Source organism: Pseudomonas sp. 2835 (assembly GCF_050435905.1).
GTDB lineage: Bacteria > Pseudomonadota > Gammaproteobacteria > Pseudomonadales > Pseudomonadaceae > Aquipseudomonas.
This window is the reverse complement of record NZ_JBNDLE010000004.1, coordinates 179087-195701: the sequence shown is the minus strand read 5'-3', so window position 1 is coordinate 195701 and position 16615 is coordinate 179087. Positions and strand designations below refer to the sequence as shown.

Annotated in this window: 13 protein-coding genes; 11 read left to right on the top strand and 2 right to left on the bottom strand. The window is 64.3% G+C overall.

The genetic code is table 11. From position 1 onward, the window contains the following. Positions 1 to 151 precede the first annotated feature (151 nt). Both ABIE20_RS07160 and ABIE20_RS07155 read left to right on the top strand, forming a co-directional pair. Positions 152 to 2188 (top strand): FAD-dependent oxidoreductase, encoded by a 2037-nt coding sequence (locus tag ABIE20_RS07160; RefSeq protein ID WP_429503950.1) that lies wholly within the window; start codon positions 152 to 154, stop codon positions 2186 to 2188. A 78-nt stretch (positions 2189 to 2266) separates the two neighbouring features. Further along, positions 2267 to 3166, top strand: a complete 900-nt coding sequence (locus ABIE20_RS07155) for a 1-aminocyclopropane-1-carboxylate deaminase/D-cysteine desulfhydrase (RefSeq protein WP_429503948.1) — start codon at positions 2267 to 2269, stop codon at positions 3164 to 3166. Here ABIE20_RS07155 and ABIE20_RS07150 read toward each other — a convergent pair. Further along, positions 3163 to 3711 (bottom strand): cytochrome b, encoded by a 549-nt coding sequence (locus ABIE20_RS07150; RefSeq protein WP_429503946.1) that lies wholly within the window; start codon positions 3709 to 3711, stop codon positions 3163 to 3165. The two genes, ABIE20_RS07155 and ABIE20_RS07150, sit on opposite strands and share 4 nt — an antisense overlap. 169 nt (positions 3712 to 3880) lie before the next feature. On the opposite strand from ABIE20_RS07150, the gene ABIE20_RS07145 reads away from it, so the two are divergent. Then, complete coding sequence (locus ABIE20_RS07145) at positions 3881 to 5167, top strand: arsenic transporter (protein WP_429503944.1); 1287 nt, start codon at positions 3881 to 3883, stop codon at positions 5165 to 5167. A gap of 57 nt (positions 5168 to 5224) precedes the next feature. On the opposite strand, the gene ABIE20_RS07140 is transcribed toward ABIE20_RS07145, so the two are convergent. Continuing rightward, positions 5225 to 6169, bottom strand: coding sequence for a DUF1853 family protein (locus tag ABIE20_RS07140; RefSeq protein ID WP_429503942.1), 945 nt, complete (start codon positions 6167 to 6169; stop codon positions 5225 to 5227). A 133-nt stretch (positions 6170 to 6302) separates the two neighbouring features. Here ABIE20_RS07140 and ABIE20_RS07135 point away from each other — a divergent pair, with 133 nt between their 5' ends. From ABIE20_RS07135 to ABIE20_RS07100, 8 genes are all read left to right on the top strand, one after another. Next, entirely contained in the window at positions 6303 to 7193 is an 891-nt protein-coding gene (locus ABIE20_RS07135) for an NAD(+) kinase (RefSeq protein ID WP_045195070.1), read from the top strand. Beyond that, a complete protein-coding gene (locus ABIE20_RS07130) occupies positions 7193 to 8164 on the top strand; it encodes a metallophosphoesterase (RefSeq protein WP_093380644.1) in 972 nt (323 codons plus the stop codon). The genes ABIE20_RS07135 and ABIE20_RS07130 overlap by 1 nt, the downstream gene beginning before the upstream one ends. After that, complete coding sequence (locus tag ABIE20_RS07125; RefSeq protein WP_429503939.1) at positions 8161 to 9033, top strand: rhomboid family intramembrane serine protease; 873 nt, start codon at positions 8161 to 8163, stop codon at positions 9031 to 9033. Before ABIE20_RS07130 ends, ABIE20_RS07125 begins: the two co-directional genes overlap by 4 nt. A 14-nt stretch (positions 9034 to 9047) precedes the next feature. After that, complete coding sequence (locus ABIE20_RS07120) at positions 9048 to 9308, top strand: YeaC family protein (RefSeq protein ID WP_045195064.1); 261 nt, start codon at positions 9048 to 9050, stop codon at positions 9306 to 9308. Further along, positions 9305 to 10135, top strand: a complete 831-nt coding sequence (locus ABIE20_RS07115) for a DUF2797 domain-containing protein (protein ID WP_258594402.1) — start codon at positions 9305 to 9307, stop codon at positions 10133 to 10135. Before ABIE20_RS07120 ends, ABIE20_RS07115 begins: the two co-directional genes overlap by 4 nt. A 14-nt stretch (positions 10136 to 10149) precedes the next feature. Then, positions 10150 to 12807 carry an aminopeptidase N gene (pepN, locus tag ABIE20_RS07110; RefSeq protein ID WP_429503937.1) on the top strand — a complete coding sequence of 886 codons (2658 nt, stop codon included), beginning with the start codon at positions 10150 to 10152 and terminating at the stop codon, positions 12805 to 12807. A gap of 230 nt (positions 12808 to 13037) precedes the next feature. After that, complete coding sequence (locus ABIE20_RS07105; protein ID WP_429503935.1) at positions 13038 to 14093, top strand: WD40/YVTN/BNR-like repeat-containing protein; 1056 nt, start codon at positions 13038 to 13040, stop codon at positions 14091 to 14093. A gap of 20 nt (positions 14094 to 14113) precedes the next feature. Next, on the top strand, positions 14114 to 16495 hold the full coding sequence (locus ABIE20_RS07100) for an efflux RND transporter permease subunit (protein ID WP_429504273.1): 2382 nt from the start codon (positions 14114 to 14116) through the stop codon (positions 16493 to 16495). Positions 16496 to 16615 lie beyond the last annotated feature (120 nt).

Genomic DNA, 16615 nt, shown 5'->3' with positions numbered 1-16615 from the left:
ACCCCGGGTGCAGTAGGATCAATAACTTGTCACTTTCGGTCATTGAGCCGCGCCCGCAGGCTCTTTAATGTCGGCCTCAGATAACTGACGGGCCCCGCCAGCCTTGGCGAGGCGCCCGCATTCCGTGATTACGCCTGTTGTGGAGTTCACTATGGCCGCCGCTCAATACCCGCATTTGCTCGCCCCGCTGGACCTGGGTTTCACCACCTTGCGCAACCGCACCCTGATGGGCTCGATGCACACCGGCCTTGAAGAAAAGCCCGGCGGTTTCGAGCGCATGGCGGCCTATTTTGCCGAGCGTGCCCGTGGCGGCGTTGGCCTGATGGTGACCGGCGGCATAGGCCCGAACGTGGAGGGCGGGGTGTATTCCGGCGCGGCCAAGCTGAGCACGCCGGAAGAAGCCGATAAACACCGCATCGTGACCAAAGCGGTGCATGAAGCCGGTGGCAAGATCTGCATGCAGATCCTCCACGCCGGGCGCTATGCCTACAGCCCAAAATCGGTAGCGCCGAGCGCGATCCAGGCGCCGATCAACCCGTTCAAGCCGCGTGAGCTGGACGAAGAGGGCATCGAGAAGCAGATCCAGGACTTCGTCACCTGCTCGCTGCTGGCGCAAAGCGCCGAGTACGACGGCGTCGAGATCATGGGGTCGGAAGGCTACTTCATCAACCAGTTCCTCGCCGCCCACACCAACCAGCGCACCGACCGCTGGGGTGGCAGCTACGAGAACCGCATGCGCCTGGCGGTGGAAATCGTCCGTCGTGTGCGCGAAGCGGTAGGGCCGAACTTCATCATCATCTTCCGCCTGTCGATGCTCGACCTGGTCGAGGGCGGCAGCAGTTGGGAAGAGATCGTGCAACTGGCCAAGGCCGTGGAGCAGGCCGGCGCGACCCTCATCAACACCGGTATCGGCTGGCACGAAGCGCGGATCCCGACCATCGCCACCAAGGTGCCACGTGCGGCATTCACCAAGGTCACCGCCAAGCTGCGCGGCGCGGTGCAGATCCCGCTGATCACCACCAACCGCATCAACACCCCGGAAGTCGCCGAGCAGATTCTTGCCGAGGGCGACGCCGACATGGTCTCGATGGCGCGGCCGTTCCTGGCTGACCCGGAGTTCGTCAACAAGGCCGCCGCCGGGCGTGGCGACGAGATCAACACCTGCATCGGCTGCAACCAGGCCTGCCTGGACCACACCTTTGGCGGCAAGCTGACCAGTTGCCTGGTCAACCCGCGCGCCTGCCACGAAACCGAGCTCAATTACCTGCCGGTCACCCAGGTCAAGCGCATCGCCGTGGTCGGTGCCGGTCCCGCTGGCCTGGCTGCCGCCACCGTGGCGGCCGAGCGCGGCCATGAAGTGACCCTGTTCGATTCGGCCAGCGAGATCGGCGGTCAGTTCAACGTGGCCAAGCGCGTGCCGGGCAAAGAGGAGTTCTATGAAACCCTGCGCTACTTCAAACGCAAGCTGCAGACCACTGGCGTCGAGCTGTGCCTGAACACCCGCGTCGATGCCGCGCAGCTGGCGGCGGGCGGCTTTGACGAGATCATCCTCGCCACCGGTATCGCCCCGCGTTTGCCGGCCATCCCCGGCATCGAGCACGCCAAGGTGTTGAGCTACCTGGACGTGCTGCTGCAGCGCAAGCCGGTAGGGCAGAAGGTCGCGGTGATCGGCGCCGGCGGTATCGGTTTTGACGTCTCCGAGTACCTGGTGCACCAGGGCGTGGCCACCAGCCAGGACCGTGAAGCGTTCTGGAAGGAGTGGGGCATCGATACCCAGCTTGAAGCCCGTGGCGGTGTGGCCGGGATCAAGGCCGAGCCGCACGCGCCGGCGCGCCAGGTGTTCCTCCTGCAGCGCAAAAAGACCAAGGTCGGCGACGGCCTGGGCAAGACCACCGGCTGGATTCACCGTACGGGCCTGAAGAACAAGCAGGTGCAGATGCTCAACAGCGTCGAGTACCTGAACATCGACGACGCCGGCCTGCACATCCGCATCGCCGAGGGCGAGCCGCAGGTGCTGCCTGTGGATAACATCGTCATCTGCGCCGGCCAGGATCCACTGCGTGAACTGCAGGACGGCCTGCTCGCCGCCGGCCAGTCGGTGCACCTGATCGGTGGCGCCGATGTCGCCGCCGAGCTGGATGCCAAGCGCGCCATCAACCAGGGTTCGCGCCTGGCTGCCGAGCTCTGATTGGCGCAGCGCGGCGGGCCGCCCGGCCCGTCGCGCTGTTACACTGCGCTGCCCTGGCAGCCCTGTTGTGCCCCGCCCATGATCGGCAGATTCGACGACCTTCCCCTTGCGCCCCTGCAACCCTTGCCCCTGAGCTGGCTGCGCCCCCATGGCGTAAAGCTGGCGGTGTTGCGCCTGGACCTGATCGACCCGCTGATCAGCGGCAACAAGTGGTTCAAGCTGCTCGAACACCTGCGCCTCGCCCAAGCCCAGGGTGCGCCCGGGGTGATCAGCCTCGGCGGCGCCCATTCCAATCACCTGCATGCCCTGGCGGCGGCCGGCAAGCGCTTTGGTTTTGCCACCGCAGGCCTGCTGCGGGGCCATGCCCAGGACACAGCGACCGTGCGCGACCTGCAGGCCTTCGGCATGCAGCTGCATTGGTTGGGGTATGGCGGCTATCGCGAGCGTCATCAGCCGGGTTTCTGGCAGCCCTGGCAGGCGCTTTATCCAGGCTGGCAGTGTGTCGCCGAAGGTGGGGGCGGGCCCTTGGGCGCCAAGGGCTGTGCCTTGATCGTCGAGCAGGCGCAAGCGCAATTGGCGGCGCTGGGCTGGGCGGATTACCACGGCTGGTGGCTGGCGGCCGGTACCGGTACCACCCTGGCCGGGATGGTGTTGGCGGAAGCAGGCAGGCACGAGGTCCATGGCGCATTGGCCGTGCCGCTGGACCACGGCGTGCCCGAGGCGGTGCAAGCGCTGGTGGGCAAGGGCGGTTACCGCTTGCATGAGGCCTGCCGTGGCGGCTTTGCCAAGGTCGATGACGAGCTGTTGGCGTTTATGGGCGAGTGCGAATCTGAAACGGGCATGCCGCTGGAGCCGCTGTACACCGCCAAGGCCTTGCTGGCGCTGCGCCGGGAAGTCGAAGCCGGGGCCTTTGCCGCCGGCACCCGGCTGATCTTCCTGCACAGCGGCGGCCTGCAGGGCCGCCGCGGTTTTGCCTAGTTGTTGCGCGGCAGCATGCGCAGCAGGGTGTTGTCGCGCTGCACGTAGTGATGGAACAGGCCGGCCACGGCATGCAGGCCGATCAGCCAGTAGCCCCAGGTGCCGATGCGCTCGTGCCAGCCCTTGATGAACTTGGCCAGGTCCGGGTCCGGGGCGATCAGCGCCGGCAGCTCGAAACCGTAGAAAGGGATCGGCTTGTTGGCGGCGCTGAGCAGCAGCCAGCCGGCCAGCGGCAGGCCGATCATCAGCAGGTACAGGGCCAGGTGCATCAAGTGCGCCAGGCCCGTTTGCCAGGCCGGTGGCGCCGGAATGATCGGCGGGGTCGGGCGACCCAGGCGCAAGGCCAGGCGTAACCAGACCAGCACGAACACGCTCAGGCCGAGCATGAAGTGCAGGTCTTTCATCAGTGCGCGTTCGGCGCTGTCCTTGGGGAACATGCCGCGCAGTTCGATAAAGGCGTAGACCGCCGCCAGCAGCACCAGCATCAGCCAGTGCAGGGCAATCGACAGGCCGCCATAGCGGGCCTGGCGTTGGCTCAACGTCATGGGTATTCCTCATCATCAGGTCGAAGTCCGCGCTCTGCTGGCGCAGTCAGCTAACTGTAACCGCTTGCCAGCCGATTACCTGGCCATTGCAGCAGAAATTGATCACGCAGGCCTTGATCTGTCGCTAGAATCCGGCGCTTGTGCTCAATTTCTACAAGGCTTGTACTTCATGCTGATGGCATCGCTGATATTCCTGCTGACCATTACCCTGGTGATCTGGCAGCCCCGTGGCCTGGGCGTTGGCTGGAGTGCCACGGGCGGGGCGCTGCTGGCGTTGCTCTGCGGGGTGGTGCAGTGGAGCGATATTCCGGTGGTCTGGCAGATCATCTGGAACGCCACCGGCACCTTTATCGCCCTGATCATCATCAGCCTGTTGCTCGATGCTGCTGGCTTCTTTGCCTGGGCGGCGCTGCACGTGGCGCGCTGGGGCCGCGGCAGTGGCCGGCGGCTGTTCTGCTACATCGTGCTGCTGGGGGCGCTGGTGTCGGCGCTGTTTGCCAACGACGGCGCGGCGCTGATCCTCACCCCGATCGTGGTGGCCATGCTCCTGGCCCTGCGCTTCAGCCCGGCAGCGACCCTGGCTTTTGTCATGGCCGCAGGTTTTATTGCCGATACTGCGAGCTTGCCGCTGGTGGTGTCGAACCTGGTCAACATCGTCTCTGCGGACTTCTTCGGCATTGGCTTCAACCGCTATGCGGCGGTGATGGTGCCGGTCAACCTGGTCGCCGTGGCGGCCACTTTGGCGGTGCTGCTGTGGTACTTCCGCCGGGACATTCCGCGCGACTACGACCCGCTGCAGCTGGATGCGCCGCGCAGTGTGGTGCAGGATCCGGCGACCTTTATTGCCGGTTGGCTGGTGCTGGCGATCCTGCTGCTCGGCTGTTTTGCCCTGGAGCCGCTGGGCATCCCCATCAGCGCGATCTCGGCGGTGTGCGCACTGGTATTGCTGCTGGTGGCGGCACGTGGGCACAAGATCTCCACGCGCAAGGTGCTCAAGGAGGCGCCCTGGCACATCGTGGTGTTCTCCCTGGGGATGTACCTGGTGGTCTACGGCCTGCGCAACGCCGGGCTGACCGATTACCTGGCCGGCTGGCTCGATGCCTTCGCCACCGGCGGGGTATGGGGCGCAGCGCTGGGCACCGGGCTGCTGACCGCGGTGCTGTCGTCGATCATGAACAACCTGCCGACGGTGCTGATCGGCGCCTTGTCGATCGACGCCAGTGCCGCCACCGGGGTGGTCAAGGAAGCGATGATCTACGCCAACGTGATCGGCAGTGACCTGGGGCCGAAAATTACCCCGATCGGCAGCCTGGCGACGCTGTTGTGGTTGCATGTGCTGGAGCGCAAGGGGGTGAAGATTGGCTGGGGGTATTACTTCAAGGTCGGGATTGTGCTGACGCTGCCGGTGTTGCTGCTGACGCTGGTGGCGCTGGCGTTGCGCTTGACGTTGGTTTAGGGCTGGCCTGATCGCGGGGCAAGTCGAGGCGTCGCACCGCCGCTCCCACAAAACCATTTACCCGGGAAGATTGGGCCAAAGGTCAGAGACCAGGAACAAGCGCTCGGCTTCCTCCCACTCGCCGCGCTCGCCCTCGACCAGCCTCACCAGCAACTGCGCCGGTGCCAGCGGGTCCAGGGCCTGCAGCCAGGTGTCGAAGCGCTGCACCGACCAACAGTCCTGCGCCGGATAACAGGCCGGCGCCAGCCAGGCATGGCGCGGTAGCGGCTGCCAACGACCAGCCGCGCTTTGCGCGCGGAATGACGCCCAGTCACGCTGATGCAACCAGAGCCCGCGCAAATGCTGCGGGTTGGCCCCACGCGGCGCTTGCGCCTGCCCGGGCCAGGGGTAGAGCAGGTAACCGCCCAGCCACAATTGCGCACTGAACTGCTCGATCTCCAGCGCCGCCAGCGCGTCGCGGCTTTCCGCGCGCGCCGAAATCGGCAACTGGTGTTCGGCCAGGTGGGCAAGCTTGCGGTCCAGGCGGTCATGGCAACCCGGGCCCAGCCACTGCGCCGGGTTGTCCCCGGTGCCGTTCTGCGGCCCCAGGTACAGCTTGATCGCCAGTTCCAGGTGGTGCACGCCGTCGCTGTCGCGCAGCAACAGGTCCAGCTCGCCGAGGGTGTGCCCGCCATTGCGGATCGGCAGGTTGGCGGCCAGCAGGGTCACGCCGGGGGTATGCTGGAGGGCGAACTGCCATAGACGTTCGTAGTACAAACCCAGGCGCCGGGTGCTGGCCTGGGCCAGCCAGTGCAGGAGGGCGTGGCTGTCGCGGTCTTGCTCAAGCAGCCAGTGGCGCAGCCGTTCAGGCTCGGCCACCCAGCGACTGGCGGCCAGCGGGTGGCGCTGCGGCCACGGCGTATCGCGCAGCATCGGCGGCGCCAGGATCACCCAGGCCAGGTCGCGCACCTGGGGCTGGCGCAACTGGCGGGGCAGGTCGGTCAGGCTGGGGAACGGGTTCATTCAGCGAGCATAGCCGCTCAGCTTGCGCGCTTGCTGAATTTCTCCGGCGTTTGCCGCTGCCCGGCGCTTTCGCCCATAATCGAACTCTTTGGCGAGCATCGCCTCTTTACCCGCCGTAGAGCCCTGGAGCCCCATGGAGCAATTTCGCAATATCGGTATCATCGGCCGCCTCGGCAGCTCCCAGGTGCTCGATACCATTCGCCGACTGAAAAAATTCCTGCTGGCGCGGCATCTGCACGTGATCCTCGAGGACACCATCGCCGAAGTCCTGCCCGGCCACGGCCTGCAAACCTCGACCCGCAAGCTGCTGGGCGAGGTCTGCGATCTGGTGATCGTCGTCGGTGGCGACGGCAGCCTGCTCGGCGCCGCCCGCGCCCTGGCCCGGCACAACATTCCGGTGCTGGGCATCAACCGTGGCAGCCTGGGCTTTCTGACTGACATCCGCCCCGATGAGCTGGAGGTCAAGGTCGCCGAGGTGCTCGACGGCCACTACCTGGTGGAAAACCGCTTCCTGCTCCAGGCCGAGGTGCGCCGTCACGCCGAAGCCATCGGCCAGGGCGACGCCCTCAACGATGTGGTGCTGCACCCGGGCAAGTCGACGCGAATGATCGAGTTCGAGATCTACATCGATGGCCAGTTCGTCTGCAGCCAGAAGGCCGACGGCCTGATCGTCGCCACTCCGACCGGCTCGACCGCCTACGCGCTGTCGGCGGGCGGGCCGATCATGCACCCCAAGCTCGACGCCATCGTCATTGTGCCGATGTACCCGCACACCCTGTCCGGGCGGCCGATCGTGGTCGACGGCAACAGTGAGCTGAAGATCGTCGTGTCCAAGGACCTGCAGATCTACCCGCAGATTTCCTGCGACGGCCAGAACCATTTCACCTGCGCGCCCGGCGACACCATCACGGTCAACAAGAAGCCGCAGAAGCTGCGCCTGATCCACCCGCTGGATCACAATTACTACGAGGTATGCCGGACCAAGCTCGGCTGGGGCAGCCGCCTGGGTGGTGGAGGCGAGTGATGCTCGATCCCGCTCGCAGTTTTGACCTGATCGGTGACGTGCACGGCTGTGCACACACCCTCGAACGCCTGCTCGACGCCCTCGGCTACAAGCGCCAGGGCGGCGTCTGGCGGCATCCGTCGCGCCAGGCAGTGTTTCTTGGCGACATCATCGACCGTGGCCCGCGGATTCGCGAGGCGCTGCACATCGTCCATGACATGGTCGAGGCCGGTCAGGCCCACTGCATCATGGGCAATCACGAGTACAACGCCCTGGGCTGGAACACCCCGGCGCTGCCCGAGAGCGGCAAGCACTACGTGCGCGAGCACACCCCGCGCCACGGCCGGCTGATCTACGAAACCTTGACCCAGTTCGAACAGCATCCAGGCGACTGGCATGACTTTCTCGAATGGTTCTACGAACTGCCGTTGTTCATCGACGCCGGACGTTTTCGCGTTGTGCATGCCTGCTGGGATGCGCGGCTGATCGACCCGCTGCGCCAGCAGTACCCGGACGGGCGCATCGACGAGCATTTCATCCAGGCGTCGGCAGTGCCTGAGAGCTTTGCCGCCACGGTCTGCAACCGCCTGTTGCGCGGCACCGACATGCGCCTGCCGGACGGCCTGACCCTGACCGGTGGCGACGGCCTGACCCGGGCGTTTTTCCGCACCAAGTTCTGGGAAGAAGACCCGCAGACCTACGGCGATATCGTCTTCCAGCCCGATGCGTTGCCCGAGCAGGTGGCCAGCGCGCCGCTCAGCCACAGCCAGAAGAACGCCTTGCTGCGCTACAGCGAGGACGAGCCGATGCTGTTCGTCGGCCATTACTGGCGCAGCGGCAAACCAGCGCCGATCCGCGCCAACCTGGCCTGCCTGGACTACAGTGCGGTGCTGTACGGCAAACTGGTCGCTTACCGCCTGGATGCTGAAACCCGCATCGACCCGCGCAAGTTCGTCTGGGTCGATGTCGACCGGCCGGAGGCCAGCCAATGACTGCAGTGGTGGTATTACGCATGCCGTTGAGTACCGATCTCAGCGGTTTTGTCGGCTTGTTGCGGCGCCTGCAGGTGCCGCACCGGGTCAGCGAGGAGGGCGGCGACCAGGTGTTGTGGGTGGCCGAGAACCTCGCCGAAGACGTACGCCAGCTTTACCAGCGTTTCCCCGAGGGCAATGCCGAGTTCGAACTGCCGGCCGATGCCGCCCTGGCGCCGCCGGCGCGTCCGAGCATCGGCGAGCAGTTGCGCGCCAGCAAGGCCACGGCGGCGGTCCTGCTGCTATGCCTGATCGTCGCCGGCCTTACCGGCCTTGGCGATAACTTCGCGACCTTGAGCTGGCTGACCTTCCTCGATTTTCGCGTGCAGGGCGACTACCTGTACTTCACCCCCTTGGCCGCCAGCCTTGCCGATGGTCAGTGGTGGCGCCTGTTCACGCCGATGCTGGTGCATTTCGGCATCCTCCACCTGGCCATGAACGGCCTCTGGTACTGGGAACTGGGCCGGCGCATCGAACTGCGCCAGGGCCCGTGGAACCTGCTCGGCCTGACCCTGCTGTTCAGCCTGGTGTCCAACGCCGCGCAGTACCTGTTTGGCGGCCCGAGCCTGTTCGGCGGCCTGTCGGGGGTGCTCTACGGTTTGCTCGGACACATCTGGCTGTACCAGTGGCTGGCGCCCAACCCGGTGTATCGCATGCCGCGTGGCGTGCTGGTGATGATGCTGGTGTGGCTGCTGCTGTGCCTGTCCGGTTTGATCAGCCTGCTCGGCTTCGGCCAGATCGCCAACGCCGCCCATGTCGGCGGGCTGTTGGTCGGCTGCCTGAGCGGGCTCTTGGGCGGGGCGCTGGCCCGGCGTAAACTGACCGCTTGATTTTGGGAGACCTTATGTCCACTTTTGCGCAAATGATTGAAAACATCACCCCGGAAATCTACCAGAGCCTGAAACTGGCGGTAGAGCTGGGCAAATGGGCAGACGGGCGCAAGCTCACCACCGAGCAGAAAGAGCTGTCGCTGCAGGCGGTGATCGCCTGGGAGCTGCAGAACCTGCCGGAAGAACAGCGTACCGGTTACATGGGCCCGCAGGAATGCGCCTCGAAGTCGGCACCGGTGCCGAACATCCTGTTCAAGTCGGATGCGATCCATTGATCGAACTCGGCCGCGGCTCCATCAGTAAAATGTCGGCGCGTCTCGATGCGCCGGTGGTGCAGTACGCTTTTCGTCTGGGCGAGCAGGAAGTGCCGGTCAACCCCTTGATCGGCAAGACCTTGCGCCTGGAATACCTAGGTGCCATCCATTGCAGCCACTGCGGGCGCAAGACCAAGACCAGCTTCAGCCAGGGTTATTGCTACCCGTGCATGACCAAGCTTGCGCAGTGCGACGTGTGCATCATGGCCCCGGAAAAATGCCATTACGATCAGGGCACCTGCCGCGAACCTTCGTGGGGCGAGCAGTTCTGCATGACCGATCATGTGGTGTACCTGGCCAACTCCTCAGGGATCAAGGTCGGCATTACCCGTGCGACCCAGCTGCCCACCCGCTGGCTCGACCAGGGCGCCAGCCAGGCCCTGCCGATCGTGCGGGTTGCCACCCGCCAGCAATCGGGGCTGGTCGAAGACCTGTTCCGCAGCCAGGTGGCCGACCGCACCAACTGGCGCGCCTTGCTCAAGGGCGATGCCGAGGCGGTTGACCTGCTTGCCGTGCGCCAGCAACTGTTCGACAGCTGCGCCGAGGGCCTGACTGCCCTGCAGGCGCGATTCGGCCTACAGGCCGTGCAGCCGTTGAATGATGGTGAAGTGCTGGAAATCCGCTACCCGGTCGAGGCCTACCCGAGCAAGATCGTCAGCTTTAACCTGGACAAGAACCCCGTGGCTGAAGGCACGCTGCTGGGTATCAAGGGCCAGTACCTGATCTTCGACACCGGCGTGATCAATATTCGCAAATACACGGCGTACCAGCTCGCCGTGCATCAGTAAAAAAGGACCGCCACATGCGTACCGAACAGCCGCAAGTGATCTACCTCAAGGACTATCAGGCCCCCGAATACCTGATCGACGAGACGCACCTGACCTTCGAACTGTTCGAGGACCACAGCCTGGTCCACGCGCAGCTGGTCATGCGCCGCAATCCGGCCCGTGGTGCCGGCCTGCCGCCGCTGGTGCTCGACGGCCAGCAGCTGGAGCTGCTCAGCGTCGCCCTGGACGACCAGGCCCTGGCCGCCGGCGACTACCAGCTCGATGACAGCCACCTGACCGTACAGCCCAAGGCTGCGACCTTCACCCTCGACACCAGCGTGAAGATCCACCCCGAGCGCAACACCGCCCTCGAAGGCCTGTACAAGTCCGGCAGCATGTTCTGCACCCAGTGCGAGGCCGAGGGCTTTCGCAAGATCACTTACTACCTTGACCGCCCTGATGTGATGAGCAAGTTCACCACCACGGTGATCGCCGAGCAGCATCGCTACCCGGTGCTGCTGTCCAACGGCAACCCGGTCGGTACTGGCCCGCAAGAAGACGGGCGGCACTGGGCAACCTGGGAAGACCCGTTCATGAAACCGGCCTACCTGTTCGCCCTGGTCGCCGGTGACCTGTGGTGCGTCGAAGACAAGTTCACCCGCCAGTCGGGCCGTGACGTGACCCTGCGCATTTATGTCGAGCCGGAAAACATCGACAAGTGCCAGCACGCCATGACCAGCCTGAAGAAGTCCATGCGCTGGGACGAAGAAGTCTATGGCCGCGAGTACGACCTGGACATCTTCATGATCGTCGCGGTCAACGACTTCAACATGGGCGCCATGGAAAACAAGGGCCTGAACATCTTCAACTCCAGCTGCGTGCTGGCCCGCGCCGAAACCGCCACCGACGCCGCCCACCAGCGGATCGAGGCGGTGGTCGCCCACGAATACTTCCACAACTGGTCGGGCAACCGCGTGACCTGCCGCGACTGGTTCCAGCTGTCGCTCAAGGAAGGCTTCACGGTGTTCCGTGATTCGGAATTCAGCGCCGACATGAACTCGCGCACGGTCAAGCGCATCGAGGACGTCGCCTACCTGCGCACCCACCAGTTCGCCGAAGACGCCGGGCCCATGGCCCACGCCGTACGCCCCGACAGCTTCATCGAGATTTCCAACTTCTACACCCTGACCGTGTACGAGAAGGGCTCGGAAGTGGTGCGTATGGTCCGTACCCTGCTGGGCGCCGAGGGTTTCCGCAAAGGCAGCGACCTGTACTTCGAGCGCCATGATGGCCAGGCCGTGACCTGCGACGACTTCATCAAGGCCATGGAAGATGCCAACGGTGTCGACCTGACCCAGTTCAAGCGCTGGTACAGCCAGGCCGGCACGCCGCGCCTGGCAGTCAGCGAGGCCTATGACAGCGCCGCGCAGACCTACAGCCTGACGTTCCGCCAGAGCTGCCCGGCCACCCCGGACAAGGTCGAGAAGCAGCCGTTCGTGATCCCGGTGGAACTGGGCCTGCTCGATGCCCAGGGCAATGACATCGCCCTGCGCCTGCAAGGTGAAGCGGCAGCAGACGGCACCTCGCGGGTGTTGTCGGTAACCGAAGCCGAGCAGACCTTCACCTTCGAAGGCATCGCCGCCAAGCCGCTGCCTTCCTTGCTGCGTGGCTTCAGTGCCCCGGTCAAGTTGAGCTTTCCCTACGACCGCGACCAGCTGATGTTCCTCATGCAGCACGACAGCGACGGTTTCAATCGCTGGGAAGCCGGCCAGCAACTGTCGGTACAGGTGCTCCAGGAGCTGATCGCCCAGCACCAGCAGGGCGCCAAGCTAGTGCTGGATCAGCGTCTGGTCACCGCGTTGGGCACCGTACTGGCCAACGAGCAACTGGACCAGGCCATGGTCGCCGAGATGCTCTCGCTGCCAAGCGAAGCCTACCTCACTGAAATCAGCGAAGTGGCTGACGTCGATGCCATCCACGCTGCCCGCGAGTTCGCCCGCAAGCAGATCGCCGAGCAGCTGTTCGATGCCCTGAACGCACGCTACCAGGCCAACCGCGCGCTATCGCGTGGCACCGAGTACGTTGCCGAAGCCGAGCACTTTGCCCGTCGCAGCCTGCAGAACATCGTGCTCTCGTACCTGATGCTCAGCGCCCGGCCAGAAGTGCTGGCTGCAACCCTGGAGCAGTTCGACGCCTGTGACAACATGACCGAGCGTCTCACCGCTCTGGCCGTGCTGGTCAACTCGCCGTTCGAGGCCGAGCGGGGCAAGGCGCTGGAAGTCTTCGCGGAAAACTTCAAGGACAACCCGCTGGTCATGGACCAATGGTTCAGCGTACAGGCAGCCAGCACCCTGCCGGGTGGCCTGGCGCGGGTCAAGGCGCTGATGCAACACCCGGCCTTCACCCTGAAGAACCCGAACAAGGTCCGCGCCCTGATCGGTGCCTTCGCCGGGCAGAACCTGGTCAACTTCCATGCCGGCGATGGCTCGGGCTATCGCTTCCTCGCGGACCTGGTGATCGAGCTCAATGCGCTCAACCCGCAGATCGCTTCGCGCCAACTGGCGCCGCTGACTCGCTGGCGCAAGTACGACAGCGCCCGTCAGGCGCTGATGAAAGGTGAGCTGGAGCGCATTCTGGCTAGCGGTTCGCTGTCCAGTGATGTGTATGAGGTCGTGAGCAAAAGTCTGGCTTGATGGCCTCATCGCGGGTCAAGCCCGCTCCCACATTTAGTGTGGGAGCGGGCTTGACCCGCGATTGCTTCCCCGCAAATCCCCCCGCTTAACAAAAGATAACGTCCCGTTCGTTGTCAGCCCTTTGCAAACCCCGATAGGATGGCTCTCAGCTATTGCGGGGCTCTGGAACACGGTTTTTGCAGTACCTGCATATAGATTGACCCAAATAACAATAAACGGGGGATAGATCTATGACTGAGCCTGTCATGGCGGGTCTCGGCGGTGCTGTGCGTAAAGCCGGCAATCGCCCTTGGGCATTGGCCGCCAGCGGCTTGCTGGTCTTGGCGATCGGGCTATGGGCCAACACGGCCGAAGCCGCAGCCGCGCAAACCGATGACTACTCCACCGAATCGCCCAAGGCGGTTAAAAGCCTGCTACTGGACGTCACCAAGGCCGGCGCACGCCTGGTTGCCGTGGGTGATCGCGGCCATATCCTGTTTTCCGATGACCAGGGCAAGACCTGGACCCAGGCCAAGGTGCCGACCCGGCAACTGCTCACCGCCGTTTATTTTGTCGACGACAAGCACGGTTGGGCGGTCGGCCACGATGCGCAGATCCTCGCCAGCACCGACGGTGGCGCCACCTGGAGCAAACAATTCGAAGACCTGGCGCGTGAAGCGCCGCTGCTCGATGTCTGGTTCAAGGACACCCAGCACGGTATCGCCGTGGGCGCCTATGGTGCATTGCTGGAAACCACCGACGGCGGCAAGAACTGGAACGATGTCGGCGAGCGCCTGCACAACGATGACCAGTTCCACCTCAACGGCATCGCCGCAGTGAAAGACGCCGGCCTGTTCATCGTTGGCGAGCAGGGCAGCATGTTCCGCTCCAGCGACGACGGCCAGACCTGGGAAAAGCTTGAAGGCCCCTATGAAGGCTCGCTGTTCGGCGTCACCGGCACTGCCCAGCCACGCACTCTGCTGGCCTACGGCTTGCGCGGCAACCTCTACCGTTCCAGCGATTTTGGCGACACCTGGCAACAGATCGAATTGAAAGCCGTGCGTGGCAACCTCGAATTTGGCCTGGCAAGCGCTACGCTTCTCGATGATGGCAGCCTGGTATTGGTGGGCAATGGCGGCAGCGTGCTGCGCAGCAGCGACGACGGCCAGAGCTTCAGCGTGTTCAACCGGGCCGATCGCATCGCCCTGGCCGGCGTCAGCGGGCTGAGTGAAGGGCGCCTGGTGCTGGTAGGCCAGGGTGGCGTGCACCTGGCTTCGGCCAAGGGCGCCGAAGGAGTGCAGCCATGACCCGTCAGGAGCAGTTCAACATGAATCAGCAGCAACACCATCAGGACAAGGCGACCTTGCTCGAACGCCTGATCTTCAACAACCGCCCGGTGGTGATCCTCATCTGCCTGCTGGTCAGCGTGTTCCTGTTCTGGCAGGCCACGCAGATTCGTCCGTCCACCAGCTTCGAAAAAATGATCCCGCTCGAGCATCCGTTCATCGAGAAGATGCTCGAACACCGCAACGACCTGGCCAACCTCGGCAACACCGTGCGCATCTCGGTGGAGGCCACCGACGGCGATATCTTCAGCAAGGACTACATGGAAACCCTGCGTCAGGTGCATGACGAGGTGTTCTACATTCCTGGCGTCGACCGCTCCGGGCTGAAGTCGCTGTGGAGTCCCAGCGTGCGCTGGACCGAAGTGACCGAAGAGGGCTTCGCCGGCGGCGAGGTAATCCCGCAGACCTACGACGGTTCGCCCGACAGCCTCGACCAGTTGCGCAACAACGTGCTCAAGTCCGGGCAGGTCGGGCGCCTGGTGGCCAACAACTTCAAATCGAGCATCATCGACATCCCGCTGCTGGAGTCCTACCCCGACCCGCAGGACCAGGGCAAGCTGATCAAACTCGACTACCAGCAATTCTCCCATCAGCTCGAGGAGAAGATCCGCGACAAGTTCCAGGCCCAGAACCCCAACGTGAAGGTACACATCGTCGGCTTCGCCAAGAAGGTCGGCGACCTGATCGACGGCCTGATGATGGTGGCGATGTTCTTCGGTATCGCCCTGGTGATCACCTGGGTGCTGTTGTACTGGTTCACCTGGTGTATCCGCAGCACCATCGCCGTGCTGATCACCACCCTGGTGGCGGTGGTCTGGCAATTGGGCCTGATGCATGCGGTGGGCTTCGGTCTTGACCCGTACTCGATGCTGGTGCCATTTTTGATCTTCGCCATCGGTATCTCCCACGGGGTGCAGAAGATCAACGGCATCGCCTTGCAGTCCAGCGATGCCGACAACGCCCTGACCGCGGCCCGGCGTACCTTCCGCCAACTGTTCCTGCCGGGCATGATCGCCATCCTGGCCGACGCCGTGGGCTTCATCACCCTGTTGATCATCGACATCGGCGTGATCCGCGAGCTGGCCATCGGCGCCTCGATCGGTGTGGCGGTGATCGTCTTTACCAACCTGATCCTGCTGCCGGTCGCCATCTCTTATGTCGGCATCAGCAAGAAGGCCATCGAGCGCAGCAAAAAAGACGCCACCCGCGAGCATCCGTTCTGGCGCCTGCTGTCCAATTTTGCCAGCGCCAAGGTCGCGCCGGTGTCCATTGTCCTGGCCTTGCTGGCCTTCGGTGGCGGCCTCTGGTACAGCCAGAACCTGAAGATCGGCGACCTCGACCAGGGCGCGCCGGAGCTGCGTCCGGACTCGCGCTACAACCAGGACAACGCCTTCATCATCGACAATTACTCGACCAGTTCCGACGTGCTGGTGGTGATGGTCAAGACCCCGACCGAAGGCTGCTCGGTGCACTCGACCATGGCGCCGATCGACGAGCTGATGTGGAAGATGGAGAACACCCCGGGGGTGCAGTCGGCAATCTCCCTGGTGACCGTGTCCAAGCAGATGATCAAGGGCATGAACGAGGGCAACCTGAAATGGGAAAGCCTGTCGCGCAACCCGGACGTGCTCAACAGCTCGATCTCCCGAGCCGACGGCCTGTACAACGCCGACTGTTCGCTGGCGCCGGTGCTGATCTTTCTCAACGACCACAAGGCCGAGACCCTCGACCGCGCGGTCAAGGCGGTGCAGGAATTTGCCGACACTCACAACAAGGAAGGCCTGGAGTTCCTCCTGGCGGCCGGTAACGCCGGTATCGAGGCGGCCACCAACGAGGTGATCAAGTCGGCCGAGCTGACCATCCTGATCCTGGTGTACATCTGCGTGGCGGTGATGTGCATGATCACCTTCCGCTCGTTTACCGCAACCTTGTGCATCGTCCTGCCGCTGGTGCTGACCTCGGTGCTGGGCAACGCCCTGATGGCCTTCATGGGCATCGGCGTCAAGGTCGCGACCCTGCCGGTAGTGGCGCTGGGCGTAGGTATCGGCGTGGACTACGGCATCTACATCTACAGCCGCCTGGAGAGCTTCCTGCGTGCCGGGCTGCCGCTGCAGGAAGCCTACTACCAGACCCTCAAGTCCACCGGCAAGGCGGTGCTGTTCACTGGCCTGTGCCTGGCCATCGGCGTGTGCACCTGGATCTTCTCGGCGATCAAGTTCCAGGCCGACATGGGCCTGATGCTGACCTTCATGCTGCTGTGGAACATGTTCGGTGCACTGTGGCTGCTGCCTGCGCTGGCGCGGTTCCTGATCAAACCGGAGAAAATGGCGGGCAAGGAGGGCGGTTCGATTTTCGCCCATTGATTGCTGGTGATAATCGCGGGTCAAGTCGAGGGGGGGGGGGGGGGGGGGGGGGGCGGGGGGGGGGGGGGGGGGGGGGGGGGGGGGGGGGGCGGGGCGGGGGGGGGGGGGGGGGCCCCCCCC

Excerpts from the sequence above, each read along its gene's own strand:
- ABIE20_RS07100 (WP_429504273.1), top strand. The coding sequence starts at position 14,114 with ATGAATCAGCAGCAACACCATCAGGACAAGGCGACCTTGCTCGAACGC.
- ABIE20_RS07125 (WP_429503939.1), top strand. The coding sequence starts at position 8,161 with ATGACTGCAGTGGTGGTATTACGCATGCCGTTGAGTACCGATCTCAGC.
- ABIE20_RS07120 (WP_045195064.1), top strand. The coding sequence starts at position 9,048 with ATGTCCACTTTTGCGCAAATGATTGAAAACATCACCCCGGAAATCTAC.
- ABIE20_RS07145 (WP_429503944.1), top strand. The coding sequence starts at position 3,881 with ATGCTGATGGCATCGCTGATATTCCTGCTGACCATTACCCTGGTGATC.
- ABIE20_RS07135 (WP_045195070.1), top strand. The coding sequence starts at position 6,303 with ATGGAGCAATTTCGCAATATCGGTATCATCGGCCGCCTCGGCAGCTCC.
- ABIE20_RS07160 (WP_429503950.1), top strand. The coding sequence starts at position 152 with ATGGCCGCCGCTCAATACCCGCATTTGCTCGCCCCGCTGGACCTGGGT.
- ABIE20_RS07140 (WP_429503942.1), bottom strand. The coding sequence starts at position 6,169 with ATGAACCCGTTCCCCAGCCTGACCGACCTGCCCCGCCAGTTGCGCCAG.
- ABIE20_RS07155 (WP_429503948.1), top strand. The coding sequence starts at position 2,267 with ATGATCGGCAGATTCGACGACCTTCCCCTTGCGCCCCTGCAACCCTTG.
- ABIE20_RS07150 (WP_429503946.1), bottom strand. The coding sequence starts at position 3,711 with ATGACGTTGAGCCAACGCCAGGCCCGCTATGGCGGCCTGTCGATTGCC.
- ABIE20_RS07105 (WP_429503935.1), top strand. The coding sequence starts at position 13,038 with ATGACTGAGCCTGTCATGGCGGGTCTCGGCGGTGCTGTGCGTAAAGCC.
- ABIE20_RS07130 (WP_093380644.1), top strand. The coding sequence starts at position 7,193 with ATGCTCGATCCCGCTCGCAGTTTTGACCTGATCGGTGACGTGCACGGC.
- pepN (WP_429503937.1), top strand. The coding sequence starts at position 10,150 with ATGCGTACCGAACAGCCGCAAGTGATCTACCTCAAGGACTATCAGGCC.